Raw genomic sequence first — 26,653 nt, 5'->3', positions numbered from 1 at the left:
GCACGCCCGAGACGGTAGGACTCGATTAGGGCCCCGACAGAAAAGATCCCCTTAAGCCAACAGCTGCCGTCCAATAGACTTCGGTTACTGCAGATGGCTCGGAAGCCACGGCCGCCAAAATGCTTGGGCGTTTAGGAAGTGGCCGTACGAGTCCAGCTTCTTCTGGTCGATTGGATATCCAGCGCCGGTTGCGAGTTGAGCCAGCATGAAGACCACGCGCCCGGATATCGTGAGGAGGTAATCCAATTCCGGGATTGGCTTGTCGGGCTTAGGCTCCACGCGATGTGCAACGAACTTATCGCGGTAATGCTTGATCAGCTCCCGTCTCCAATCCTCAAGTGCGGCATCCAAGGCGACTTGAGCGTTCTTTAAACCTTGCGCATTTCCGCCTCTTGCCAGTTCTTCGAAAACTGCGGCGTCTTTCAAAAGTGACATCGCTACATGCGCGTGCCTATCGTTCGGGAACTTGACGACGCCAAGTGCGCTTTCGGAAATCATAAGGACACGCTCGACCAGCGATCTATCGACTTGAAGCGCGGCTCGCGCGACCTGCACATCCTTAAAGAAGCTTCTTGGTATTGTCTCGATTAGGGCCCTGCAAGCATTTAGGTCGATAGCGTCCTTGTGGCTTCTTAAAGCAATATCGCGAACAAGCTGCACCCGCTCATCTACCGAAAGTTCGAAAAGTTCTTCTACCGCATTCTTCCGTTTCGTCATTCTTGATTACGGTTCCCCACCGATCGCCCACGATGCAGGAGCATAGCAGAATCGGGTAAGGAACAATGTCTCAGGCATCAAACTGCCAACGAGGCATGGGTCAGTGTTCATGCGTAAATTGGGATAAACTTGGGGCTGTGAGCCAGGATACCTAAACCGTTAGAACTAAGGTCCTCGAAAACCCTCGAGCTCCCTAGCGGACTCGCGTTCGCTGAGTGGACGAACTTTGCGGTACGCTGTCCTGGATTGTAGCAGATCGCGGGAGGCGAAGGCAGCTTGGAGGCAAGGAAACCAGATCTGCGGCGAGTCGGGGCCGAAACAGCATCTGGTGCTTACTATGTGCTTCCTAGGATGGAAGCATGCGGCCCGCCGGATGGCCACAAGGGATCTAAGCCTCTGGAATATATGGTGAGCGCGCTGGGACTCGAACCCAGGACCCTCTGATTAAAAGTCAGATGCTCTACCGGCTGAGCTACGCGCTCCCAGAGGTGAGCCCGAGATAGGGGCTCTCAGGCCTCGGGTCAATCGAAAAGCCCCGCCTGGACCGGTAAATCCTCAGCTTCGGGGTCCTAAGGGGGTTTGTTTTTCTGAGATCTTCCGGGCAGAAACACTCTTGGGAGTCGAGGCAATCACCCCTCTGCCGCCATGGCGATGTTGTCGGCGTGCTGGCCGATCTCCGCCTTGCTGTCCCGCTCGCCCTTAACCCAGCCCTCCTTGGTCTCGCCGATGTAGTCATCGAGCCGCCCCTCGGCGATCGCCCTGCGCAGGCCGGCCATGAGCTCTTGGTAATAGGCCAAGTTGTTCCAGGTCAGGAGCATCATGCCCAAAATCTCGTTGGAGCGAACGAGATGGTGGAGATAGGCGCGCGAATAGGTGTTCGAGGCCGTGCACTTCGATTCCGGGTCGAGCGGGCTCACATCCTCGGCGAAGCGGGCGTTGCGCAGGTTCATGCGGCCATGGCGGGTGAAGACCTGGCCGTGGCGGCCGGCGCGGGTGGGCATGACGCAATCAAACATGTCGACGCCCCGGCGCACTGCCTCGACGATGTCGTCAGGGGTACCCACCCCCATGAGATAGCGGGGCTTTTCCTTGGGCATATGCGGCTCGACCGTCTCGATCATGCGCAGCATCACGTCCTGAGGCTCGCCCACGGCCAAGCCGCCGATGGCATAGCCCTTCAGATCCAGAGCCGCGAGTTCCGTCGCGCTCTCGATGCGCAACCGCTCCACCGCTCCGCCCTGGACGATGCCGAACATGGCCTTGCCGGGCTGTTCGCCGAAGGCAACCCGGCAGCGCTCCGCCCAGCGCAGCGACAGGCGCATGGCCTTCTCGGCCACCTCATCGGAGCACGGCAGCTTCACGCATTCGTCGAGCTGCATCTGGATATCGGAACCGAGCAACCCCTGGATCTCGATTGAGCGCTCCGGCGTCAGCACATGGGTCGAGCCGTCGATGTGCGACTGAAAGGTGACCCCGGTCTCGTCGATCTTGCGCAGTGCCGAGAGGGACATGACCTGGAAGCCGCCGGAATCGGTGAGGATCGGGTAGGGCCAGTTCATGAACTGATGCAGCCCACCGAGCTTGGCCACGCGTTCCGCACCGGGGCGGAGCATGAGGTGATAAGTGTTGCCGAGCACCACATCGGCGCCCAGCGCCTTCACCTGGTCCGGGTACATGGCCTTCACGGTCGCTGCCGTGCCGACGGGCATGAAGGCGGGCGTGCGGATGACGCCGCGGGGCATCCGGATCTCTCCGGTGCGTGCCGCTCCGTCGATCTTGTTGACGGTGAAGGTGAAGCTCTCGGTCGTCATTCGGAAACTCTGTCTATGGATGGCCCTCGCCCGTTCGGCGGGCAAGAAGGGCAACAGTAGGGTCAACGCCGAAACAACAAACTCGCATCACCGTAGGAGTAGAAGCGATAGCCGGTTTCGACAGCATGGGCATAGGCGGCTTTCATGCAATCCAGTCCTGCAAAGGCTGAAACCAGCATGAAAAGGGTTGAGCGCGGAAGGTGGAAATTGGTCATCAGCACGTCCACCGCCCTGAAACGATAGCCAGGGGTGATGAAGATCGCCGTGTCGCCGGAGAACGGAGCGATGGTCCCGTCTCCCTGCGCCGCGCTCTCCAGCAGACGAAGGGATGTGGTGCCGACCGCCACGATCCGCCCTCCCCTGGCCCTCGCCTCGTTGAGCGCCTGCGCGGTCTCCGCCGAGACGGAGCCCCATTCCGCATGCATCCGGTGCTCATTCGTGTCGTCGGCCTTCACCGGCAGGAAGGTCCCCGCCCCTACATGAAGCGTCACGAATTGGCGGGTAATGCCCCGTTCGTCGAGACGGCGGAAAAGGTCTTCCGTGAAATGCAGGCCGGCTGTCGGGGCCGCGACGGCCCCCTCGTCCTTGGCATAGACGGTCTGGTAGTCGTTCCGGTCCTTGTCATCGGTGGGGCGCTTGCCGGCGATGTAGGGTGGCAGCGGCAGCTCGCCGAGCCGCGCGATGGCCTCGTCCAGGAATGCGCCCGAGAAGGAGAAGCGGAGCGCCACGTCGCCGCCTTCGCCTTTCTCCTCGACCTCGGCATCAAGGCGCACGAGCTCGCAGGCGGTGCTCTCGGAATCGTCCCCGAAGCGGATGCGATCGCCGATGTTGAGCTTCTTGGCCGGGCGGGCAAAGGCACGCCAGCGGTCGGCGCCTTCGCGCTTGTGCAGCATGATCTCGACACGCGCCGCGGTCTCCTCACGGACGCGCAAGCCATAGAGCCGGGATGGAATGACCTTGGTGTTGTTGAGAACCAGCACGTCGCCGGGCTGCAGCAGGTCCGGCAGGTCGCGCACGATACGGTCTTCGAGGCCAATTTCGGGCCGGACCACGAGCATGCGCGCAACATCGCGCGGCTCCACGGGGCGGAGCGCGATACTGCTTTCGGGAAGATCGAAATCGAACAGGTCGACGCGCATGGAGATTCTGTCTCAACCCTCATCCTGAGGAGCAGACGTAAGGCTGCGTCTCGAAGGAGGGCCTGATGTTCTCTGGAAGCGCCCTCATCCTTCGGGACGGCCTGACGGCCTCCTCCGGATGAGGGCTTAGGGCAGTTCATCTGAAAACGTGGATGCGCGAGGCGAGCCCGGGCATGACGGATTCAAGGGGAGAATAGGCTCAAGCCGCGTCCGCCGCGACCTTCATGGACACGATGCGGTCGGGATCGCGCACGGGCTCGCCGCGCTTGATCTTGTCGACATTCTCCATGCCCTCGATCACCTTGCCCCAGACGGTGTATTGCTTGTCGAGGAATCGGGCGTCGTCGAAGACGATGAAGAACTGCGAATTGGCGGAATGCGGCTGGTTGGTGCGCGCCATCGAGCAGACGCCGCGCACATGCGGCTCGGCGTTGAACTCTGCCTTCAGGTCCGGCATGTCGGAACCGCCCGTGCCGGTGCCGGTGGGATCGCCGGTCTGGGCCATGAAGCCCTCGATCACCCTGTGGAACGGCACGTTGTCATAAAACCCCTGGCGGGAGAGCGTCTTGATGCGCTCCACGTGACCGGGAGCCAGATCGGGGCGCAGTTCGATGACCACACGGCCCTTGGTGGTCTCCATGATGATGGTGTTTTCGGGATCTGCCATCGGGATCTCCTGTGCTGGCTATCGGCTGAAAAGGGTCGTCTGCCCGCTCACATAGGTCGAGCATCGACGAAACGGAAGGAGAAGATGCGCCCGGCAATGGCACGCCCCAAACTTTCCGTAAAGGGAAGAGGCGTGCAGCGTTCGAACGCCTCACGCACGGCTCTTGTGAAGGGCTCGCGCTGCTCGGCTTGCGAGCCTGCCTTGTAGAAGGTGATGCGGGGCTGTCCCAGCACCTCGCCGTTGCGCTTGAAGCTCAGGCGCAGGGTGATCTCCTGGCCGGAATACCCGCTGCCGGCGGGTGGGCGCCAGCAGGCTTGGACCGCCTGGAAAATCTGACCGATGCGGTCGATCCGCTCGACCTTCGGCGCATCGGAACGCGGCCGGATCGTGCCTCGCAGGCCCTCCGGCAAAGGCGGCGGCTGACGGGGCTCCTCCCACTCATCCGGATAGAACGAGGGGGACAGAACCTGTGCGGCGAGTGGCGAGGCCATCGCGGCGAACAGGAGCGCGGCCATTGCCAGCCACGCTCCGGATAGATGCCGAAGCCGCATTACTTCGCGTCGGCGGCGAGCTGCATCTTCACGATCTTGTCCGGGTTCGACACCATGCCGTTGGCGGCGGCATCGCCCTTCTTGATCTTGTCGACGACGTCCATGCCGGACACGACCTCGCCGAAGAGCGTGTACTGGCCGGTCAGCGGGCCGCAGCCCTCATAGCAGATGAAGAACTGGCTGTTGGCGGAATCCGGGCTCTGGGAGCGGGCCATGCCGACGGAGCCGCGCTTGTACTGGGTCTTGGTGAATTCGGCCGGGATATTAGGCAGGTTCGACTTGCCCGTGCCGGTGCCGGTGGGGTCGCCGGTCTGGGCCATGAAGCCCTCGATCACCCGGTGAAAGACGACGCCGTTATAAAAGCCCTGCTTCGTGAGAGCCTTGATCTGCTCCACGTGCTTGGGTGCCAGGTCGGGGCGCAGGCGGATGGTGATGCGCCCGTCCCTGGTGTCGAGGAGGATCGTGTTCTGCGGGTCGTTGGCGGGCTGGGCCATGGCTGGAACGAGGCTTACGAGCACGAGCGCTCCGGCTGCGAGCAAACGCTTCATGGTGAGAAGTCTCCTTATCGAGGATGATGAAACTTTATGGCCGCTTGAATTTGGCCTTCAGGCGTTCGGCGACAAGACCCGGCACGAAGGCCGAGACATCGCCGCCCATTCCGGCGATCTGGCGCACAAGCGTGGCCGTGATGGGGCGAACCGGGGGCGAGGCCGGGAAGAAGATGGTCTGGACGCCGGGCTCCATGGTGGCGTTCATGGAGGCCATCTGGATCTCATAGTCGAAATCCGTGCCGTCCCTGAGGCCGCGCACGATGAGAGTCGCGCCGTGGCGACGGGCGGCGTCAACCGCGAGATCGTTGAAGGTTACGACCTCCAGTTCGACATTCCTGGCCTTAAGCACCGGCCCGCAGACCTCGCGCAGCATCTCGGTCCGCTCCTCGGCGGAAAAGATCGGGGCCTTCGAGGAATGGACGCCGATGGCGATCACGATCCTTTCGGCCACGCTGCAGGCCTGGCGCAGAACGTCCAGATGGCCGTTGGTGACGGGGTCGAAGCTGCCGGTATAGAGCGCGGTGCGTGTCATGAGGCCATGGCCTAGCTTGATAATCGCTGTCGGGCAAGCCGTGCGCTGGCACACGGCAAGCTGGACAGGGTCATGAGAGATATAGCTCACCTTAGGTCAGGAGAGAGCTATGATCTTCCGTCTTTTCATCGTCGCCATCACCGCCGTGGCGGTTCTGAGCCCGGCCGCACTCGCGAGTCTGACATAAGTGCCAGCGATGCTGCGTTTTCGGATTGCCGCGACTTGGATGTTCTTCGCCGCCACTCACGCCTTCGCGGACGAATTTGCATGCCGAGGTCCTTTCGCGAAGGATACCGACCACAAGCTCCTCGTCGCGGCCTTTGGCCGTGCGAATGTCAGCCGGGAAACGATCCGTGAACCGGAAGGCTTGGAAGTCAGAGCCAGCGTCGTCTTCCCAAAGGATCCGGTCCGGCGTCTGGTGGTGCTCTGGTCCGATGAGAAAGCGCTCCGGCGACCGGCACGGATCCACCTGATGGGTTCAGGCTGGGCCGGGCCGGAGGGGCTCCGGGTCGGCTCACCGATCGAGGCTGTCGAGAAGGCGAACGGCAGGCCCTTCGTTCTCTACGGATTCGAATGGGATTACGGCGGGAGCATCGAGAGCTGGAAGGGCGGAGTACTGGGGGCTCTGCCCGGCGGCTGTATCTTCAGCCCCATCTTCGAGACCGATGACACCGCACCCGACGAAGCTTTGAGTGTCGTAGCAGGCGATTCTGAATTCGCTTCAGATTCATCTGCCATGAGAGCTGCCAAGCCGAAGGTGAGGAGCCTCCACCTGAGCTATCCTCGGCAATAGTTTCCACGTCATTGCCGGGCTAGTTCGACGATACACGTCTTCATCTCCAATACTCCACCCTCAGCCTGTAAGTCTGGCCCATAATCTCGACCTCACCCTGAGGAGCAGCGAAGCTGCGTCTCGAAGGAGGATCTGGTACTCTCTGGAGACGCCCTGATCCTTCGAGACGGTCACTGATGTGACCTCCTCAGGATGAGGTCGAAAGGGTGTGGAAAGCAGGATCATCGGCGCTGATCCCCGAATCAAGTCCGGGGAGGCAATGACGGCATAACGAAAAACCCGCCGGCCTGAGCCGACGGGTTTCGCATTTCTTGAAGGTGTAGAAGCCTCTACTCTTCCGCCGCCTCGCCGCCTTCGGTCGCGGCGTCATCGATGCCCTCGACCTCTTCGGCATCCTCGCCCTCGATGTGCTCCACCGAGACCACCTTCTCCTTGTCGCGGGTGGAGAAGACGGTGACGCCCTGCGAGTTGCGGCCGACGACGCGGATGCCCTCCACCGGCACGCGGATCAGCTGACCGCCATCGGTGACGAGCATGATCTGGTCCGAGTTCTCGACCGGGAACGAGGCCACCAGCTTGCCGTTGCGGTTGTTCACGGCCATGGCCGTGATGCCTTTGCCGCCGCGTCCGGTGATGCGGTACTCGTAGGACACGGTGCGCTTGCCGTAGCCCTTCTCGGAGAGCGTCAGGATGCATTGCTCCTGCGCGCTCATTTCGGCGTAGCGTTCCTGCGAGAGTGTGGCGTCGGCATTGGCCTCCTCCGCGTCCTCCGACGCGTCGGCATCCGCTCCCATCTGCTCACCGGTGACGGCGCGGCGCATCTTGAGATAGGCCGCCCTCTCCTCGCCCGTGGCTTCCACGTGCCGCAGGATCGCCATGGAGATGATGTCGTCGCCCTCGGCCAGGTTGATGCCGCGCACGCCCATGGAATCGCGGCCCTTGAACACGCGCACGTCCGTGACCGGGAAGCGGATGCACTGGCCCTTGGCCGTGGTCAGCAGCACGTCGTCGTTCTCCGAGCAGATCTGCACGTCGACGATGTGATCGCCCTCATCCAGCTTCATGGCGATCTTGCCGCCGCGATTGACCTGGACGAAGTCCGACAGCTTGTTGCGGCGGACCGTGCCGCGGGATGTGGTGAACATGACGTCCAGCTTGTCCCAGGATGCCTCGTCCTCGGGCAGCGGCATGATGGTGGTGATGCGCTCGCCCTGCTTGATGGGCAGCATGTTCACCAGGGCCTTGCCCTTGGCGTTGGGAGCCGCCAGCGGCAGGCGCCACACCTTCTCCTTGTAGGCCTGGCCTTCGGAGGAGAAGAAGATGACGGGCGTGTGGGTGTTGGCCACGAAGAGACGGGTGACGAAATCCTCGTCTCTCGTCGTCATGGCGGAACGGCCCTTGCCGCCGCGGCGCTGCGCCCGGTAGGTCGAGAGCGGCACGCGCTTGATGTAGCCGGCATGGGACACGGTAACGACCATGTCCTCGCGGGCAATCAGGTCCTCATCATCCAGATCCGAGTCCCAATCCACGATCTGCGTCTTGCGCGGCGTGGCGAAGGTGTTGCGGATCTCGGTCAGCTCGTCCCTGATGATGGACATGATGCGGACACGGGAGCGCAGGATCTCGAGGTAGTCGGAGATCTCGGCCGCGAGCTTCGACAGCTCGTCGCCGATCTCGTCCCGGCCCAGAGCCGTGAGGCGCTGCAGGCGCAGGTCGAGGATGGCGCGGGCCTGGGCCTCGGAGAGACGGTAGGTGCCGTCCTCGTTGATCTTGTGACGCGGGTCGTCCACGAGCGCGATGAGCGGCGCGATGTCGTGCGCCGGCCAGTCGCGGCCCATGAGGGCTTCGCGTGCCGTGTTCGGATCGGGCGCCGTGCGGATGAGGCGGATGACCTCGTCGATATTGGCGACCGCGATCGCAAGGCCGCACAGCACGTGGGCGCGCTCGCGGGCCTTGTTGAGCAGGTACTTGGTCCGGCGGGAGACGACTTCCTCGCGGAAATCGACGAAGGCCTTGATCAGATCCTTGAGCGTCATCAGCTCCGGACGACCGCCGTTGAGCGCCACCATGTTGGCGCCGAAGCTCGTCTGCAGCGGCGTGTAGCGATAGAGCTGGTTGAGCACCACGTCGGCCATGGCGTCGCGCTTGATCTCGACCACGATGCGCATGCCGTCGCGGTCGGATTCGTCGCGGAGATCGGAAATGCCTTCGATCTTCTTCTCGCGCACCAGTTCGGCGATCTTCTCGATCAGCGAGGCCTTGTTCACCTGATACGGGATCTCGGTGAAGATGATCGCTTCGCGGTCCTTGCGAACCTCCTCGATCTCGGACTTGGCCCGCATGATGACGGAGCCGCGGCCCGTCGTGTAGGCCGAGCGGGCGCCGGCGCGCCCGAGGATCAGGGCGCCGGTCGGAAAGTCCGGACCGGGGATGATCTCGATCAGCTCCTCGGCCGAAACGTCAGGGTTTTCCATGAAGGCCAGGCAACCGTCGATGACCTCACCCAGGTTGTGGGGAGGCATGTTGGTGGCCATGCCGACCGCGATGCCGCCGGCCCCGTTGACGAGCAGGTTCGGATAGCGCGCGGGCAGAACCGCCGGCTCGTCCTTCGACTCGTCGTAGTTGGGGGTGAAGTCGACCGTGTCCTTGTCGATGTCGTCGAGGAGCGGCATCGCCGCCTTGGCAAGGCGGGACTCGGTGTAGCGCATGGCCGCCGGCGGGTCGCCGTCCACCGAGCCGAAATTGCCCTGCCCGTCCACGAGCATGACGCGCATGGCGAAGTCCTGCGCCATTCGGACCAAGGCGTCATAGATCGATTGGTCGCCGTGCGGATGGTATTGACCCATCACGTCGCCGACGATGCGGGCGGACTTCACGTATTTCTTGTCAGGCGTATAGCCGTTCTCGTGCATCGAGTAGAGGATGCGCCGGTGCACGGGCTTGAGGCCGTCGCGCGCATCGGGCAGAGCGCGGCTCACGATCACGCTCATGGCGTAATCGAGATAGGAGCGCTTCATCTCGTCGACGATGGAAATCAGCTTGATGTCGCTCGCCGGCTGGTCCCCCGCGGGGCCACCAGAGCGGATATCGTTCGGATCGGTCAAGGTTGGTCTTTCTTAAAACGGTCTGCCCTATCGCGAGAGGCGGCTTATCGGTGCCGCTTCGTCAAGCCGTCCGGCAGGCCCGCGAATCCAATAGAAATCAGCCTCTTAGATGGGGGAGAACGCCGCAATTTTCAAGCTTTTTGACGGGTTTTCCAGAGGCAAGCACAGCACCGAAATCCGTTTACGTTTCAGCAACTTATTGTCGGATCGGGCGCGGCGGCGGGCCGGCTCGTGGCTGTGGCACTTTCGCAGGGCATCCCGCGAGATGAGACATCGGCTCAGCCGCCGCGTCCAATCCATTGATATTCTTAGGTTTTGACACCTTCTCAAATGTCATTCCCGGGCATGTGCCCGCGATATCCGCTTTCTCTCGCTCCGCCACCCCAGACGGAGTGTGAGCGGAGATCTGGGATCAGTGCAGAGTTCTGGCGCTCGAACCTCGACATTGTCATCGCGCAGGCGGGAATCCATGACCGTTGGCGCCGGGATGGATCCCGTCATGGCTATGGATGACAGTGTTCGCCGGGTGACATTCTCAGTCGTCATCGCCGGCCTTGTGCCGGTGATCCCGATTGCTTGAAGCGCGGCGCTCGTCCGATCGGGATGGCCGGGACAGGCCCGGCCATGACGGGAGAGGGTGTCCAGGGCCGTGATCCCGATCGTCTCGCACGGCCTCATCCTGAGGAGCCGCGGCAAGCGGCGTCTCGAAGGAGGAGTTCAGGGCTCTTCCGGACCCTCCTTCGAGACGCAGCCTCACGGCTGCTCCTCAGGATGAGGGCCATGGGTCTGAACGCGGGATGGCCGGGACGGATCCCCGGATCGAGCCCGGGGACGGCCATGACGGGGAAGGGAATCCATCAACTTAGCGCGTGATCGTGGATCCCCTTCCCGGTCCTGCGGACCGCCGGGGATGACATCCTCTCATCGCCGCCGGTGCGACGCTTTTCAGCGCGCCGGTGGCCTAGTAGCCCGGCCACGACGGACGTGAACGCGCTATGCTCTCAGCAGAATCGCCGTCGTGTCGTCGCTCGCCTTGAACCGTGGATAGAGCCGGCCGTCCGGATCGCGCTCGGTCTCGATCTCCCGCGCCAGCTTCACCAGAGGCTCAAGGCCGAAGGTGAGAGCGGCCTCCATGACGGCCTCGGCATCCATGGCTCCGTAGAGATCGACCAGAGCCGAAAAGCCGTCCGAGGCCAGGAGGATCACCGTGCCGTCCTCGCAGGGAGCCGTCTCGTGCCGCAGGCGGTCGACGGCGTCCGGATTGAAGCTCAGGAGAGCTGCCGGGATGCCGCTCTTGCGCTGGCGCTCGCGGCGCTCGCCAAGCCACGCGAGAAAGACCGGCTCGTCGAGGATGGCCGTGGGCCTGGACCCCGCCTGCCGCATCAACTCGGCCGCCATTGAGGATTCGGCGTCGCGCAGGCCAGGGGCGTCGCCCAGGGTTACGACGGTCCCGTCAGGCCGGCGGACATAGGCCGTGGTGTCGCCGAAGGTCCAGGCGTCGAGAAGATCGCCCCTGCGGCGCACCAGCGTCATCGCGCCGAGAGGCCAGGTGACGAAATCGTCATGCCGCTCCGCGGGCGCGATGGCCCGGTAAGCCGTGCACGCTTCCTCCATCACGTGCCGCAGGAGGGCGGCGCCGTCTTGCGCCTGAGGGGCGAGGTTCGAGAGCCGCTCGTCCGCGAACCGGGCAAGCCAGGTGGCGTCACTCTTCGCGGGCATGACCGGCTTCGTGCCGGGAAAGATCGACGTGTCGATGACCCAGGCCCAATCGCCCGAGACGCCGCAGATGTCCTCGTTGGGCTTGTCCGGGTGCCCCGGCCAGCTGATCCGATCCAAAACCGTGAACATTGTCGCGTCGCCCCTCGTCAAACCGGTCCGATCACCCCATAACGCAAAGCTTGCAAGAAGGTCCAGCCGATGCTCCTCGACTACATCTCCGCCGCTCTCGTGACCCTGCTCGTCACCCTCGATCCGGTGGCGCTGGCGCCGATCTTCGTATCGCTGACCCGGGGGATGAATGCCGGGGAGCGCCGCAGGGTCTCCCTGCGGGCCTGCCTGATCGCCTTCGGCATTCTGGCCTTTTTCGGCCTCGGCGGCGAGGTGCTGCTGCGGCTTCTCGGCGTCGGCATTCCGGCCTTCCGCATCTCCGGCGGCCTGCTGCTGTTCTGGATCGCCTTCGAGATGGTTTTCGAGCGCCGCAACGAGCGCAAGCAGCACACGGCCGATATCGCCATCACCGAGGATCACATCCGCAACGTCGCCGCCTTCCCGCTGGCCATCCCGCTGATGGCAGGCCCCGGCGCCATCACGGCCGTGATCCTGCTCGCCGGACGTGCGGACGGCAACATCGTCTATCTGACCGCGCTGCTGATCCTGATCGCGCTCGGAATCCTGAGCTGCTTCGTGGTGTTCTCCGCCGCCGAGCGTGTCGCCCACTGGCTCGGCGTGACTGGAAACGTGGTTCTCACCCGCCTGCTGGGCGTGATCCTCGCGGGCCTCGCCGTGCAGTTCATCATCGACGGGGTGCTGGCGCTGCTTCGGGCACCGGCGGTCTAGAGGCTTAGCGCAACGTCTCCAGCAGGCGCGTCATGAGCTTCTGGCGCGGCGCGATGGAGGAGACCAGGCCGTATTCTTGGAGCGTGTGCGCCCCATCGCCGTCGATACCGAGGCCGTCGAGGGTCGGGATGCCCAAAGCCGCCGTGAAATTGCCGTCCGAGCCGCCGCCGACGCGGGGCGCGGAGACGAGGTCGAAACCGATCTCGGAGGCAAGCGACTTGGCCTGGTCGAACAGCTTCGAGGTCGCCGCCGTCCGCTCATAGGGCGGCCGGTTCATGCCGCCGGTGATGGTGAGCTTGAAATCGGGATTGTGCGGTTTCAGCCCCAAAATCGCGGCCGTCACGGCCTCACCGTCCGCCACGGTTTCGACCCGCAGGTCGACCGGAAAGCGGCAATGCTGCGGAATGGTATTCACCGCCGTACCGCCCGAGATCATGCCCACCGTGGTGGTGATCCCACGCGCATAATCCGTCATGGCCTCGATGGCGAGAATCTGCCGCGCGGCCTCGTAGACGGCGTTGCGCCCATCCTTGTGGCGCGAGCCTGCATGAGCCGGGCGGCCTTCCACATGGACGTCGAAGCGCCCTACCCCTTTGCGCGCGGTAACGATCTGGCCGCCGTCGCGGGCCGGTTCCGTCACGAGCGCATAAGCCGAACGGCGACCGAAATCCTCGATCATCGGCCGCGTGATCGGCGAGCCGATCTCCTCGTCCGGCGTCACCAGGAAGACGATGGGCCGAGCCGCCGCGCCTCTGCGCGCCACATCCTTGAACGCCTCCAGGGCAAAATAGGCGCCACCCTTCATGTCGTAGATGCCGGGTCCGTAGAGTCGGTCGCCCTCGAGACGCAATGGCAGATCGCTCTCGATGGTGCCGACGGGATGGACCGTGTCGAGATGCGACATGACCAGAATGCCCGGCTCGGATGTCTGCGGCCCCGCCCGCAGCACGAGGACATCGCCCAAGCCCTCCGTGCCCGAAATGCGCTCGACCGCCACCGGCGCGTCCTGCATCTGCGAGACGACGAGGTCCATCATCAGGTTGACTCCGGCCCGGTCATGGGTCGGGCTTTCGGTGCGGATCCAGGTGAAGAGCGTGTCGAGGGATGGCGAGGAGCGGCTCATGATGTCTTCGTTCTGAATGATCGTGCCTGCTGGCTAACCACTCCTCGCCCGAAACATCAAGCCCGAGATGAGATCTGCCTGAAGCCTCGGATCCAAAAGCGGCGTCCACCTTTGGCTGATCCGATGCTCTGTCCCTTGATCGGCGCATCGTCCGTGGCGGACCTCCGGTTCCGCACGGCGCCACGCCGAACGATACAAAGCTACGTCTTTATGACGCATCGGTTACGTATCGATATCTTGTAACAGGAAAATAAGCTAATGCATCGAAGTTGCAGACTCACTTGGATTTAAAAGAATGACACGCAAAGTTGGCTCTCTCGGCAGGAATTTTCTCGAAGGCACCGGTGTCTCCGACAGCCTCTACGGCGACAGCAGCGGCACCCTCACGGCACACACGAGCGGCGGCGACTCGATCCACGGCTACAACGGGGCGGATTATCTTTATGGCGACGCGAGAAACCTGAGGCTCACGGCACGCGGCGGGTCCGACACCATCTGGGCGGGCTTCGACGGCGATACGGTCTATGGCGATTCCTACACCATGAGCTACTCCTCCATCGGCGGCTCGGACCGGATCTGGGGCGAGTACGGCTACGACAAGCTCTATGGAGACACCCGAACCATGTCGCGTTCTGCGAGAGGTGGGTCCGACAAGCTGTATGGCGGCCATGATGACGACAGCCTCTTCGGCGATGCCTATTCGATGTCGGCGACGACAACCGGGGGCGCCGATGGGCTGTATGGCGACAACGACAGCGATTCCCTCTATGGCGATGCGTACTCGATGACGGGTTCTGCCGTGGGCGGCGCCGATCTCCTCTATGGCGGTAACGACGACGACCGACTTTATGGGGATGCTTTCACTTTGAAGGATGGAGCGAGAGGCGGATCGGACAGGCTCAGCGGCGACAGTGGACGGGATTCGATCTATGGGGATGCACGCTCTCTGACCCACTCCGCGATCGGCGGACATGACACTCTCAAAGGTGGCGCCTCCGAGGACATTCTCCACGGCGATGGCTACGAGATGCGCAACGGCACGGTCGGCGGAGCCGACTGGCTCTACGGCGGCTCGAGCAATGACCGGCTCTACGGCGATGCCTATACGCTGTATGACGGCGCGATCGGCGGGGCCGATTACCTGTCGGGAGAAGGCGGCAACAACATCCTTTATGGCGACGCCTATAGCCTGGTCGCCGCGTCCGTTGGCGGAAACGACAGTCTCTATGGCAGCACCGGAAACGATACGCTCTACGGCGATGCCGGATCTCTGAACGATCAGAGCCGCGGCGGACACGATTACCTGAGCGGAGGCTCCGGCAACGACGTGCTGTATGGCGATGCCCAGGCCACGAGCGCCTATGCGGGCTACGGTAACGACACTCTGCTCGGCGGCGCGGGCAACGACCGCCTGATCGGCGATTCCTCCTATGGCGGCACGGGCGCGGATTACCTGAACGGCGGCAGCGGAAACGATACGATGGACGGCGGCGGCGGGCGCGATCTCTTCGCGTTCGACTTGTCCTCGGGCAAGGACACGATCCAATATTTCCGCCCGGGAGAGGATCAGATCGATCTGCGCGCCTGGCGCTTCGCCTCCTTCGACAGCCTCAACATCGCCGATAGAACAGCCTACTCCCTCGTCTACCTTTCCGGGACGAGCCATTACATCAAGCTCGAAAACGTCCTGAAGGCCCAACTCTCAGCCGCCGACTTCATTCTATGACGGCAGAAGGCCCGGAGAAATCCGGGCCTTTCGTTTAATGCATGCTGCACCCAGCCATCGCATTCATGTGGATGATCGATTTTCGAGGAGCCGACCCGTCAAAGGAATCGTTGAGGGCGAATTACTCAATGCTGCGCCACATTCAACGGAATCGACAGCAAGACATTGCCCGCCTCGTCGACGACCTCAAGGTGCCAGCCGTGCCAGTCGACCTCGTCGGCTTCGCCTTCCTGCCTCAATTCCTGAATGGCTTTGAGCGCCTGATAATGGGCTGCTTCGAGATCCGAGACTTCAATTCCGGCCTCGTCGACGATCCGTTCGTGCGTGTGCACAAGGTGAAAGTAACAGTGCACGACTGAGCAACCTTGGAAATCTTCACTCACCGCCGAGCTTCAACAAGACCCGGAATCTGCCGTTAGATGAGCAGCTTCCCTGACCGGACGCAAGGTAAGTTTTCGGCGTCGTGCCGACTTGAACGCCCTGTTGAAGAATATTGTCCTGAACGAATCGCTCCCGGGAACGGTCAAGCTCGGTGAAGACCGCTCCCTCAACGCTGAACCGCGCTGCCTTGTTAATCTCAAGAACAACGCCTGGGCATTTCACTGGAAAGGCCGCCTGGAAAGACGGCCTTTCCGGTCGATAGATCGAACGACTAGAACGGGATGTCGTCGTCGAGGTCGTTGTAGCGGGAACCGCCACCGCCTCCCCCGCTGCCGCTGCCGCCACCGCCGAAGGACGGGGCCGGGCGACGCTCCTGGGAGGACGAGCGCCCGAAGTCTCCGCCTTTGGCGACCTGACCCGGCTCCTCGTCGCCATACTCCGATGCCCCGCCGCCCTGGCGGCTGTCCAGGATCGTCAGCTCGCCGCGGAAGCGCTGCAGCACCACCTCGGTGGAATACTTCTCCTGGCCGGATTGATCGGTCCATTTCCGCGTCTGCAGCTGGCCCTCGATGTACACCTTCGAGCCCTTCTTCAGGTACTGCTCCGCCACCCGGGCCAGGTTCTCGTTGAAGATCACCACCGAGTGCCACTCGGTCTTCTCCTTGCGCTCGCCCGTGCCCTTGTCCTTCCAGGTCTCCGACGTGGCAAGGCGCAGGTTCACCACCGGCTCCCCGTTCGACAATCGCCGCACCTCCGGGTCACGCCCCAGATTGCCAACCAAAATCACCTTGTTCACACTGCCTGCCATCAGGGCGCTCCTGTTCAACTCGGGCTGTTCTGGGGCCGGGCCGGACCTACGGCAAGGCGACGGACGAGTTCTACACAGGCCTGTCCCCAATTAATGGCCGTTCGGACCGGCCCCTCTGTGTTCCCGGCAAGCCGTCTCTTCCCAGACTGGGGACGAACCTCCGGGGCCTGCCCATCTTACTCGATGCTTATGAAATAACATGACATTGGTTCCGCACAGCCTGGAGGAACGCATGACCACCTATCGCATCACCACGAAGAAGAAGGCCATAAAAGGGAGCGAGAAGGACGATTCTTTCTTCGGCTCGAAGTTCAAGGACATTTTCGACGGCCGCGACGGCGACGACTATGTCTCCGGAGCCGAAGGCAGTGACAACTTGACCGGCGGTGGCGGCGACGGATCGGACAAGGTGCTCGGCGGCCTGGGCAAGGACAATCTCTATGGCGGCCTCGGCAAGGATATTCTCCAGGGCCAAGACGGCAACGACACCCTCTACGGCGAGGCGGACCGCGACAACCTCTACGGTGACGTCGGCAACGACAAGCTCTATGGCGGTGAGAGCGACGACTCGCTAATGGGTGGGGAAGGCGACGACAGGCTTTACGGCGGCGAGGACGACTGGCTGTACGCCGACAAAGGCAATGACCGTCTCGGTGGCGGCAAGGGCGACGATGATCTGCACGGCGGAGAAGGCAACGACTATCTGTCCGGCGGCGCGGGTGACGACAACGTCGACGGTCGCGATCCCAGCGTCTTCATGGACAACGGAACCTGGACTATACTGGGCAAGGACAGGCTCCTAGGGGGCGATGGCAAAGATAAGGTCTGGGTCGACGATGGAGACAATGCTCTGGGCGGCAAGGGCATCGATACTCTCAGTCTCAGCCTCTATTCGCGCAACTCATCTCTCAGCGTCAAATACTCGCTCAACTTCTCGAGCATCACCGGCAAGAAGGCCGTCGATATCGGCTATGGCAACGTCAAGGCCGGCCAGTTCGAGAAGGTCAGCGCCTCAGTCTCCGACATGGATGTCGGGAGCTTCGTCACCGGCTCGAAGGGCAGCGACACGATCAATGCCGAGGGCAAGTCCGGCATGATCAACGGCGGGGCGGGCAACGACACCCTTTCCGCGAACGGCTACAATAGCGACAACCCGGCCAACGGAATCATCGTCGATGGTGGCGCGGGTGACGACAAGCTGAGCGGCGACGGCCACGTCACTCTCGTCGGCGGGGCAGGCGAGGATCAATTCTCTCTGTCGCGAGGCTCGGATTGTACGATTGCGGACTTTTCGGGCAAGGATTACTTCCTCATCCGCGCCACCAGCTTCCGATATTACGATTTCGATCTGGACAAATACGTCATACCTACCTTTGACAGAGCGAACCCCTTCGTTGCCGGAACCGACCCGAAGCCTGCCACGGCCCTGGCGCAATTCCTCTACGACACGGACGACGGCAAGATCTATTTCGATGCCGATGGGACCGGGCTGAACTTCGATCCCTACCTCGTTGCCACCTTGGCCAACAAGGCCGCGCTCAAGGCTTCGGACTTCGTCATCTGAGACCCGGCTAACCACCAACGAAGGCCCGCCCTGCGGCGGGCCTTTTCTTTTTCCGTGAATGCGTCCACGGCTCCGCTTGCCCGCCGTACCCCCTTTGTTCTAGGATCAAACACCTGGAATCATCCGCCGCATTGCACCGGAGGGTGAGGTATCACATATGCGGGGACCGGCCGGCGAGGCCGGATTTCCTCAAAAGGCTTGCGGGCAATGGCTAAACTCGACGATCTGTTCAACCGCGCGAAGGCGGGAGACCCGGATGCACGCGTCATCTCCGTCCGGGGCGCGCGGGAGCACAATCTCAAGAACGTCGACCTCATGGTCCCGCGGGACAAGTTCGTGGTGTTCACCGGCCTGTCCGGCTCGGGAAAGTCGTCGCTCGCCTTCGACACGATCTATGCCGAGGGGCAGCGGCGCTATGTGGAGTCGCTCTCTGCTTATGCCCGCCAGTTCCTGGAGATGATGCAGAAGCCCGACGTGGACCAGATCGACGGCCTGTCGCCGGCCATCTCCATCGAACAGAAGACCACCTCGAAGAACCCGCGCTCGACGGTCGGCACCGTCACCGAGATCTACGACTACATGCGCCTGCTCTGGGCGCGCGTCGGCATCCCCTATTCGCCCGCCACGGGCCTGCCCATCGAGAGCCAGACGGTCTCCCAGATGGTCGACCGGGTGCTGGAGCTCCCGGAAAAGGCCCGTCTCTATCTGCTGGCCCCCGTGGTGCGCGGCCGCAAGGGTGAGTACCGCAAGGAGATCGCCGAGTTCCAGAAGAAAGGCTTCCAGCGCCTGAAGATCGACGGCGAGTACTACGCCATCGACGAGGCCCCTGCCCTCGACAAGAAGTTCAAGCACGATATCGACGTGGTAGTGGACCGCATCGTGGTCCGCGCCGACATCGCCGCGCGCCTGTCGGAATCCTTCGAGACGGCGCTCGAACTCACCGACGGCATCGCCATCATCGAATATGCCGACGAGAAGGACGCCAAGGGCCAACCGAAGCGCATCGTCTTCTCCTCGAAGTTCGCCTGCCCGGTCTCCGGCTTCACGATCCCCGAGATCGAGCCGCGCCTGTTCTCGTTCAACAATCCCTTCGGCGCCTGCCCGACCTGCGGTGGCATCGGTCACGAGATGCGCATCGACGAGGCTCTCGTCGTCGACGAGACGCTCTCCCTGAAGCGCGGCGCCATCATGCCGTGGGCGAAGTCGAGCTCGCCCTATTATGGCCAGACGCTCGAGGCGATCACCAAGCACTACAAGGCGTCCATGACGAAGCCTTGGACCGAGTTGTCCGACGAGGTTCGGGACGCCATCCTCTACGGCTCCGGCGGCGTGTCCATCCGTATGGCCTATGACGACGGACTCCGCGCCTACGAGGTGAAGAAGCCCTTCGAGGGCGTGATCCCCAATCTCGAGCGCCGCTACAAGGAAACCGAGAGCGATTGGGCCCGGGAGGAAATCGGCCGCTTCATGAGCGAGACGCCCTGCGAGGCCTGCAGCGGCAAGCGCCTGAAGCCGGAAGCGCTCGCGGTGAAGATCGCAGGATCCGATATCGGCGACGCCACGGCCCTCTCCGTGAAGGACGCGCATCTCTGGTTCGGCGATCTGTCCAAGAAGCTGACCAAGAAGCAGAACGAGATCGCGGGCCGCATTCTCAAAGAGATCCGCGAGCGCCTCACCTTCCTGGTCGATGTGGGCCTGGAATACCTGACGCTTGCCCGCGCGTCCGGCACGCTGTCGGGCGGCGAGAGCCAGCGCATCCGCCTCGCATCCCAGATCGGCTCCGGCCTCACGGGCGTCCTCTACGTGCTCGACGAGCCGTCCATCGGCCTGCACCAGCGCGACAACGAGCGTCTTCTCGTCACCCTGAAGCGTCTGCGCGATCTCGGCAACACCGTGATCGTGGTGGAGCACGACGAGGACGCGATCCTTCACGCCGACTACGTGTTCGATATCGGCCCCGGCGCCGGCATCCATGGTGGCGAGATCGTGGCTGAGGGCACGCCTGACGAGATCCTGGCGGATCCGAAGTCGCTGACCGGCAAGTATCTCACCGGCGAGATGTCCGTGAAGGTGCCGGCCAAGCGCCGCAAGCGCGACCCGAAACGCATGCTGAAAGTGGTCGGTGCGAAGGGCAACAACCTGAAGGACGTGACGGCGGAAATCCCGCTCGGCACCTTCACCTGCATCACCGGCGTGTCCGGCGGCGGCAAGTCCACGCTCGTCATCGACACCCTCTACAAGGCCGTGGCGCGCAAGCTCAACGGCGCGCTGGAGCATCCGGCGCCGTTCGACCGCATCGAGGGCCTGGAGCATCTCGACAAGGTCATCGATATCGACCAGTCGCCCATCGGCCGCACGCCGCGCTCGAATCCGGCGACCTATGTCGGCGCCTTCACGCCGATCCGCGAGTGGTTCGCCGGCCTGCCCGAGGCGAAGGCGCGCGGCTATCAGGCTGGACGCTTCTCCTTCAACGTGAAAGGCGGGCGCTGCGAGGCCTGCTCCGGCGACGGCGTGATCAAGATCGAGATGCACTTCCTGCCCGACGTCTACGTCACCTGCGACGTGTGCAAGGGCAAGCGCTACGACCGCGAGACGCTGGAGGTGAAATACCGCGAAAAGTCCATCGCCGACGTGCTCGACATGACGGTGGAGGAGGCGCGCGAGCTCTTCAAGGCCGTGCCGTCAATCCGCGAGAAGATGCAGACGCTCGCCCGCGTCGGCCTCGACTACGTGCATGTGGGGCAGCAAGCGACGACACTCTCCGGCGGCGAAGCCCAACGCGTCAAACTCTCGAAGGAGCTCTCCAAACGCGCCACCGGCCGCACGCTCTACATCCTCGACGAGCCCACGACGGGCCTTCACTTCCACGATGTCGCGAAGCTCCTGGAGGTGCTGCACGAGCTCGTCGACCAGGGCAATACGGTCGTCGTCATCGAGCACAATCTCGAGGTCATCAAGACCGCCGACTGGGTGATCGACATGGGTCCCGAAGGCGGCAGCGGCGGCGGTCAGATCGTGGCGCAGGGCACCCCCGAGGACATCGCCGAGGCCAAGGCGAGCCATACCGGCCGCTTCATGAAGGAAGTGCTGCAGCGCAGGCCGTTGAAGAAAGAAGCGGCTCCGAAGGAAACTGCCAAGAAGGCGCCGGCGAAGAAGGACAAGAAGGTGACACGGCAGGCGGCTGAATAGCCTGCCGTGTTTTCACCGGGATGAGAGCCGTACCAAGGCCTCCTCTGCGAGCCGCTTCGTCAGCTCGCCAGCAGGCAACTCACGGCTCAAGCGCGCGGCCTGCCCCGACCAGAGAGACATGAAATCCCCCGAACCGAGGGGCTCGGATTTCTGACGCAGGGGTGCGAGCGCACCGCCTGCAAGCGGAAAATCCGGCGCCGACGTCGAGATCGGCCCGACCTCGCGCATGACCCGGTTGACGATGCCTCGGGCTGGACGCCCGGTAAAGAGGTTCGTCAGCGCCGTCTTTTTCAGCGCCGGCGCCTTTCAACGCCTGCCTGTGAGCCGGAGATATCGTGGCTTCCGGAGTGAACAGATAGGCCGTTCCGATCTGCACGGCCGATGCTCCCAAGGCGAAGGCCGCGACGATGCCCCGCGCGTCGGCAATTCCGCCCGCAGCGATAACAGGCACCCTGACCGCGTCGACCACCTGCGGCACCAGCGCCATCGTGCCAACCTGGGTCGAGATATCGTCCGTCAGAAAGATGCCACGATGACCGCCGGCTTCGAAGCCCTGCGCAATGATGGCGTCGCATCCCTCGCCTTCAAGCCAGCGTGCCTCGTCGACCGTCGTCGCAGAGGACAGCACTTTGGCACCAGTCTCCTTCACGCGATTCAGCAGGTCTTGTCGAGGCAGCCCGAAATGGAAGCTCACAACCTCCGGCCTGAACTCCTCGACCAAACTCAGAAATGTCTCGTCGAAGGGAGCGCGCGCCGAGGGTGGCGTCGGCATAGTCGGGTCAAGCCCGAATTCCACATAGTAGTCCTTCAGGCGCTGCTTCCACGCCGCTTCACGCTCTGGGTCGAAGACAGGGGCTCGATGGCAAAAGAAATTGACGTTGATGGGCTTCGCGGTCTTCTGCCGGATCTTGGACAGTTCTTCCCTGGCCTTGTCGGCGCTCAGCAGAGCGCAGGGGAGCGAACCCAGACCTCCGGCTTCCGAGACCGCAATGACCATGTCGGACAGGTTGGCTCCGGCCATGGGAGCCTGGACGACTGGAAGCTCAATTCCCAACAGATCGAGAATTCGCCGATCCTTCCACATGGCTGCTGCCTTTCCTGTCTAGGGACGAACGAGTGCTAAAGTATATCAGTAAAATGAGAATGCACTTTCCGGATCACTCCATTCTCTGTGAAACGCTCCGAGCGGAGAACCGCGCGCTTTTTCTTGTAGCGATCGGCTAAGGCCCTTTCAGCTCGTCCTCGAGCACCATTTCATAGGGCGACGTATCGATGGAAGCCGGGCCTGCATAGGGATGGCTCAGGGCCAGGATGAAATAGAGCGCAAGGCCCGTATAGGCCCCGTAGACGGAGAGAATGGCGATGTGCACGAGATTGGCCGGGAAAATGAGGAAGAACCCGACGATGATGGCGAAGCCGGTCAGGGCCATCCACCAGAACAGGCTGGGCAGACCGCGATGTGCCAGCGAGAGCCGCGCCTTCCGGTGGTCCTGAAGATCGTCCATGTTCATGATCATCCGAGCGCGCAGAGATTGCTGCTGTGGCGTCTCGGCCCTGAGGTCGAGGATGCCGATGTCGAGTGCGTTATAGGCCCGCCTTGCCTCTCTGCTGCCTCTGAGGTCGGCGGATGCCTGCCACTCGTTCTGCAGAACCGCCGTCACATAAGCGGCAAGCTGGCTGCGAAGAACATTGCCCTCTTGTCCGTTCCATTGGTTCAGTTCCAGCGCAATGTGCTCGATCGTCGTGAGCTCCTTGGAAACCTCCTGCTGCAGGTTGGTGTGGGTGGACTGGGCCTCCGCGAAGACAAGCGCCAGGATCAGGCTGTGGACTGTGCCGATGCGAACGGCAACCGTTTCGGCCACGTCACGGGTCTTCGTCGGCAGCTCATCGCCCATTCGCCGCCGAAGCAGGACAAAGGGAAGAGCCGAAGCTGCGATCGCGAGCAGCATCGCGAGGATGGCCCCCAACCAGGCTGGAAGCTGCAGAATGGCCGTCATGCTTGCTCCTGAATCCTGCGTGGCTCCTGCTCGCCCGCACCGGTTACGGCGGCGCACAAGAAAGCATGCAACATTCACACCTGCCATGGCTTTTCCGGCGTATCGCGGCCGGTGGCTGAGGATGCTCCGGAGCATATCCATCGTCGAGACGATCCGGGCCGCTCCACCTCTTTTGAGACACTTGCCTGCCTTGGCCTTCGGCGCGATCATCCCGTCCGTTCACGGCGGAGGAGACGATGGGCGCTACCGATGCAGCCTTTGCGGGCTCGATTCCGGCGATCTACGAGCAATATCTTGGTCCGCTCCTCTTCGAGCCTTTTGCCGAAGACATGGCGGCGCGACTGCATGACGTCGCGCAGGGCCGCATTCTGGAAACGGCAGCCGGAACGGGGATCGTCACCCGCGCCTTGGTCAAGGCGCTGCCGCCCGGTGTCGAGATCGTCGCGACCGACCTCAATCAGGCCATGCTCGATCTCGCGGCCAAGCGGCTGCAGGCGCCTAACCTGAAATGGCAGCAGGCCGATGCGCAGAAGCTCCCGTTCGAGGATGCATCCTTCGAGGTGATCGTCTGCCAGTTCGGCGTCATGTTCTTTCCCGACAAGCTGGCCGGCTATCGCGAGGCCCTGCGCGTGCTCAAACCCGGCGGGCGTCTCGTCTTCAACGTCTGGAACTCCCTCGATCGCAACGAGATCAGCCGCATCGTCTCCGATGTGGCGGGAACATTCTTTCCCGACGATCCTCCGCGCTTCATCGAGCGCGTGCCCTTCGGTTATTTCGACCCGGACCGGATCCGCGGAGAGGTGCAGCAGGCAGGGTTCGAGAACGTCGATATCGAGGTCGTCGACAAGGTCACGCAAGCCCCCTCGCCCCGCGAACCCGCGATAGGGCTGTGCCAGGGCACGCCCCTGCGCGCCGAACTCGAGGCGCGGGCCCCGGAGCGCTTGGAGGACATCACCGCCAAAGCGACCGAGGCGCTCACGTCCCGCTACGGCGCGTCAGCCGTCGAAAACCGCATGAGCGCTCTCGTGGTGACGGCTTGGCGATAGCGCCCAGGGCATCGGATCGATCCTTGAGAAGGCGCACCGCACTTCAAAAAAGAAGCGCGGCCCGATGGGTCGCGCCTTTGCTCCTCATGAGACAGTTCTCAACGAGCCGACATCCGGCTCATCAGGCGGCAGAGCGCCTGCATGTCGGAATCGTATCCATCGGGCGAAGCTGAAACCGTGGCGCAGCTGCGACGCAGCTTCATGCGCTCATCCTCGCTCATGGTGCGGAGCTCCGCCCTGAGACGCTCGGTCTGACCGGATCTGCCCGGCCGGTTCGGGTCGACGCTGCCGGTCGAGGATGGATTGCGCACGCTGCCCGTTCCCGTGGAGCCTGGAGTGGCGAGGCCGCCCGTATTGCCGGTGCCTCCGATTCCACCCGTGCCACCGGATGCGCCAGTTCCACTGGTGCCCGTGCTGCCGCCGACCCCGACGCCGGCGCCAAGATCGACGCCGTTGGAGCCGCCGATGCTCGTGCCGAGGCCAGCCGTCACACCGTTAGATCCGCCGACGTTTGCTCCCACGCCAGCATTGACACCATTGGAGCCCCCGACATTCGCACCGACACCGGCCGTGACACCATCGGATCCGCCAATGCTGGCGCCGCCGCCGGCACTCACGCCCGACGAACCGCCGACATTCGCGCCTAGGCCGGCGCCGACGCCGCTCGAGCCCCCGACATTCGCGCCCGCTCCCGCCGAGACGCCACTCGCGCCGCCGATATTGGCTCCGCCTCCGGCCGAGACGCCGCTCAAGCCGCCCACATTGGCACCGACGCCGGCGTTCGTGCCGCCCGTTCCGCCGATGCTGGCGCCGAGGCCGGCCGCGATCCCGCCGCCACCGCCGATATTCGCACCCAGACCTGCGGAGATTCCATTGTCGCCACCAACGTTCACGCCAAGCCCGGCCCCGATCCCATCCAAACGTCCGCCACGGTCGCGGGCAACGGCCGGCTGCCAGACCAAAGAGGAAACCAGAAGAACTGCCACACCCTATGCTGAAGCTTCGCGGCCGAAGCCGAACAACCGTCCACGCGAATTCATCCTTCCACTCCTTAAGAGTTACCCCTTACGGGCTCTCGCGTAAAAAAGACTCGGCTTTGAGGAAATTAGTTCCACAACTTTGAATATTTATCTGAGTAGATACTTATATCCCCTACTATTCACGATACAACGTACGTACGAATACTTGAAATACGCTATATCGTTTTGTACAAATTGCTTACATGAGATTATCGGTTAAAGCTTTGCTTTGCGGCCTGGCATTCAACAGCAGTCTTGGGCGATTGTTGCTTTTAGTGGACTGTGTTGTTCAGCAGCATGGAATGGAGAAGCGTGCCCCGAGGACAAACGATATCGAGCCGCCAACCGGACCAGTCCTCGATATCAGCGCCGATTTCCTGGCGCAGTTCGGTGATGGCAAGGAGAGCCTGAACCTTGGCGCTCTCCAGGTCCTGGACTTCAATCCCTGTATTGTCGACGATCTCTTCATGATCGTTCACAAGGTGGAAGAAGCAGCGCATATCGGGACCGTCACCCCACGAAAAGGATGGAGTCTGCTAGCGGTTTTTGCCAGCGAAGTGAAGAGACCTTCGGCCCCGGACCGTTATTCGTCTTTGGTCGGAGCCTCTCCCACGGGATCGAAACTGTCCAGGGCAACCCAGCCGATATCGGGCCGCGGGGCCGGCACGAGATAGGCGCGCCCGTCCTTGAGCCGCTCGATCCGGCAGCTGATCGCCCTCTGGTCTCCCGGAGGACGATAGACCACGGTCGCCCCGACGTGGATATGGTCCGTGTTGCCCGCGATGGAGCGCTCAGGCGTCGTTGGCGCTTCCGGGGATTGCGGCTGGATTTGGCTGCCGTTGCCGGCCCTTACTCTATCGAGAGCGGCGATCGCCAATCTCGCCCGGTCCCGGTATCGCTCGCTCACGGATCTCAAGAGAGCGCCGCGCGTGCGCCCAGGATACCACGAGGTCCCCCCGGCCTTTGCCAGTTCCTCTGCAACGGCTTCAATTTCTTCGTCTGTCACGTCTGCCCCCCAGACATCGTGTGCCACCCATCGGAACCATTGCATAATCTGCTTGAAAAGAGCTTAACGCAGAGTAATGCGCAAGCTTAAAATCAAGAATGGCAGTTCACTACAACTTTAGGCTTTAGCTTGGGCGTACCGGCTCCAAAAAGATAGCCCTCATTTGAGCACCAATTCGGGACGCGTGTACTGTGTTCGTCTGGCGCTCCGATACGCAGGATCGAGCGCTTTTCAGGGGCGAGGCGCGAGCGCATCGAGCGGAAAGGGACCCCGATTTCCGGATGACGCGGACCTTTGGCCTGCACCGGACGATCCGTCAGTTGAAAGTGAGCGTCGGATGGATCCTGAAAGTGGTGTCCACTGATGGGTTCGA

The 26,653-nt window shown here is 62.8% G+C and carries 22 protein-coding genes, 1 tRNA gene and 1 pseudogene; 6 read left to right on the top strand and 18 right to left on the bottom strand.

The window, feature by feature from the left end; genetic code table 11:
• Positions 1-84 precede the first annotated feature (84 nt).
• The 8 genes from ACD578_RS06035 to coaD form a co-directional block, all read right to left on the bottom strand.
• Entirely contained in the window at positions 85-717 is a 633-nt protein-coding gene (locus ACD578_RS06035) for a hypothetical protein (protein WP_404291765.1), read from the bottom strand.
• 406 nt (positions 718-1,123) lie between these two features.
• A tRNA-Lys gene (locus ACD578_RS06030) sits at positions 1,124-1,199 on the bottom strand.
• 147 nt (positions 1,200-1,346) lie between these two features.
• Positions 1,347-2,528 carry a tRNA guanosine(34) transglycosylase Tgt gene (gene tgt, locus ACD578_RS06025; RefSeq protein ID WP_404291763.1) on the bottom strand — a complete coding sequence of 394 codons (1,182 nt, stop codon included), beginning with the start codon at positions 2,526-2,528 and terminating at the stop codon, positions 1,347-1,349.
• Positions 2,529-2,590: 62 nt separating this feature from the next.
• Positions 2,591-3,667, bottom strand: a complete 1,077-nt coding sequence (gene queA, locus ACD578_RS06020; RefSeq protein ID WP_404291761.1) for a tRNA preQ1(34) S-adenosylmethionine ribosyltransferase-isomerase QueA — start codon at positions 3,665-3,667, stop codon at positions 2,591-2,593.
• 199 nt (positions 3,668-3,866) lie between these two features.
• A complete protein-coding gene (locus ACD578_RS06015) occupies positions 3,867-4,334 on the bottom strand; it encodes a peptidylprolyl isomerase (RefSeq protein WP_404291759.1) in 468 nt (155 codons plus the stop codon).
• Positions 4,335-4,381: 47 nt separating this feature from the next.
• Positions 4,382-4,849, bottom strand: a complete 468-nt coding sequence (locus tag ACD578_RS06010) for a hypothetical protein (RefSeq protein ID WP_404291757.1) — start codon at positions 4,847-4,849, stop codon at positions 4,382-4,384.
• Between the two features lie 35 nt (positions 4,850-4,884).
• Positions 4,885-5,433: a peptidylprolyl isomerase gene (locus tag ACD578_RS06005; RefSeq protein WP_404291755.1), complete on the bottom strand. Its 549-nt coding sequence runs from the start codon at positions 5,431-5,433 to the stop codon at positions 4,885-4,887.
• A gap of 34 nt (positions 5,434-5,467) precedes the next feature.
• Complete coding sequence (coaD, locus tag ACD578_RS06000; RefSeq protein WP_404291753.1) at positions 5,468-5,968, bottom strand: pantetheine-phosphate adenylyltransferase; 501 nt, start codon at positions 5,966-5,968, stop codon at positions 5,468-5,470.
• Between the two features lie 196 nt (positions 5,969-6,164).
• Here coaD and ACD578_RS05995 point away from each other — a divergent pair, with 196 nt between their 5' ends.
• Positions 6,165-6,761, top strand: a complete 597-nt coding sequence (locus ACD578_RS05995; RefSeq protein ID WP_404291751.1) for a hypothetical protein — start codon at positions 6,165-6,167, stop codon at positions 6,759-6,761.
• A gap of 329 nt (positions 6,762-7,090) precedes the next feature.
• Here the strand turns inward: ACD578_RS05995 and gyrA are convergent, their stop codons facing one another.
• Complete coding sequence (gyrA, locus tag ACD578_RS05990; RefSeq protein WP_404291749.1) at positions 7,091-9,865, bottom strand: DNA gyrase subunit A; 2,775 nt, start codon at positions 9,863-9,865, stop codon at positions 7,091-7,093.
• 993 nt (positions 9,866-10,858) lie between these two features.
• Entirely contained in the window at positions 10,859-11,713 is an 855-nt protein-coding gene (locus ACD578_RS05985) for a hypothetical protein (RefSeq protein ID WP_404291747.1), read from the bottom strand.
• A 69-nt stretch (positions 11,714-11,782) separates the two neighbouring features.
• Here ACD578_RS05985 and ACD578_RS05980 point away from each other — a divergent pair, with 69 nt between their 5' ends.
• Entirely contained in the window at positions 11,783-12,421 is a 639-nt protein-coding gene (locus ACD578_RS05980) for a MarC family protein (RefSeq protein ID WP_404291745.1), read from the top strand.
• Positions 12,422-12,425: 4 nt separating this feature from the next.
• Here the strand turns inward: ACD578_RS05980 and ACD578_RS05975 are convergent, their stop codons facing one another.
• A complete protein-coding gene (locus ACD578_RS05975; RefSeq protein WP_404291743.1) occupies positions 12,426-13,544 on the bottom strand; it encodes a M20 family metallopeptidase in 1,119 nt (372 codons plus the stop codon).
• 295 nt (positions 13,545-13,839) lie between these two features.
• On the opposite strand from ACD578_RS05975, the gene ACD578_RS05970 reads away from it, so the two are divergent.
• On the top strand, positions 13,840-15,270 hold the full coding sequence (locus ACD578_RS05970) for a calcium-binding protein (RefSeq protein WP_404291741.1): 1,431 nt from the start codon (positions 13,840-13,842) through the stop codon (positions 15,268-15,270).
• A 125-nt stretch (positions 15,271-15,395) separates the two neighbouring features.
• Here the strand turns inward: ACD578_RS05970 and ACD578_RS05965 are convergent, their stop codons facing one another.
• Entirely contained in the window at positions 15,396-15,653 is a 258-nt protein-coding gene (locus tag ACD578_RS05965; protein WP_404291739.1) for a DUF6894 family protein, read from the bottom strand.
• A 269-nt stretch (positions 15,654-15,922) separates the two neighbouring features.
• Positions 15,923-16,459: a single-stranded DNA-binding protein gene (gene ssb / locus ACD578_RS05960; protein ID WP_404291737.1), complete on the bottom strand. Its 537-nt coding sequence runs from the start codon at positions 16,457-16,459 to the stop codon at positions 15,923-15,925.
• A 232-nt stretch (positions 16,460-16,691) separates the two neighbouring features.
• On the opposite strand from ssb, the gene ACD578_RS05955 reads away from it, so the two are divergent.
• Positions 16,692-18,023, top strand: coding sequence for a calcium-binding protein (locus ACD578_RS05955; protein ID WP_404291735.1), 1,332 nt, complete (start codon positions 16,692-16,694; stop codon positions 18,021-18,023).
• 207 nt (positions 18,024-18,230) lie between these two features.
• A complete protein-coding gene (gene uvrA / locus ACD578_RS05950; protein ID WP_404291733.1) occupies positions 18,231-21,212 on the top strand; it encodes an excinuclease ABC subunit UvrA in 2,982 nt (993 codons plus the stop codon).
• Positions 21,213-21,224: 12 nt separating this feature from the next.
• On the opposite strand, the pseudogene ACD578_RS05945 reads toward uvrA, so the two are convergent.
• Both ACD578_RS05945 and ACD578_RS05940 read right to left on the bottom strand, forming a co-directional pair.
• Positions 21,225-22,296, bottom strand: a pseudogene (locus tag ACD578_RS05945) (NAD(P)H-dependent flavin oxidoreductase).
• 136 nt (positions 22,297-22,432) lie between these two features.
• A complete protein-coding gene (locus ACD578_RS05940) occupies positions 22,433-23,209 on the bottom strand; it encodes a hypothetical protein (RefSeq protein ID WP_404291731.1) in 777 nt (258 codons plus the stop codon).
• Positions 23,210-23,445: 236 nt separating this feature from the next.
• Between ACD578_RS05940 and ACD578_RS05935 the strand changes: the two genes are divergently transcribed.
• Positions 23,446-24,255: a class I SAM-dependent methyltransferase gene (locus ACD578_RS05935; protein WP_404291729.1), complete on the top strand. Its 810-nt coding sequence runs from the start codon at positions 23,446-23,448 to the stop codon at positions 24,253-24,255.
• A 98-nt stretch (positions 24,256-24,353) separates the two neighbouring features.
• Here ACD578_RS05935 and ACD578_RS05930 read toward each other — a convergent pair whose 3' ends face one another.
• The 3 genes from ACD578_RS05930 to ACD578_RS05920 form a co-directional block, all read right to left on the bottom strand.
• Complete coding sequence (locus tag ACD578_RS05930) at positions 24,354-25,241, bottom strand: hypothetical protein (RefSeq protein ID WP_404291727.1); 888 nt, start codon at positions 25,239-25,241, stop codon at positions 24,354-24,356.
• A 305-nt stretch (positions 25,242-25,546) separates the two neighbouring features.
• Positions 25,547-25,774: a DUF6894 family protein gene (locus ACD578_RS05925; RefSeq protein ID WP_404291725.1), complete on the bottom strand. Its 228-nt coding sequence runs from the start codon at positions 25,772-25,774 to the stop codon at positions 25,547-25,549.
• 83 nt (positions 25,775-25,857) lie between these two features.
• Positions 25,858-26,280: a hypothetical protein gene (locus tag ACD578_RS05920; RefSeq protein WP_404291723.1), complete on the bottom strand. Its 423-nt coding sequence runs from the start codon at positions 26,278-26,280 to the stop codon at positions 25,858-25,860.
• Positions 26,281-26,653 lie beyond the last annotated feature (373 nt).

It is taken from the genome of Microvirga sp. RSM25 (assembly GCF_044784385.1).
GTDB lineage: Bacteria > Pseudomonadota > Alphaproteobacteria > Rhizobiales > Beijerinckiaceae > Microvirga > Microvirga tunisiensis.
The sequence above is the reverse complement of the archived record's forward strand: the minus strand, read 5'-3'. Positions and strand labels throughout refer to the sequence as shown.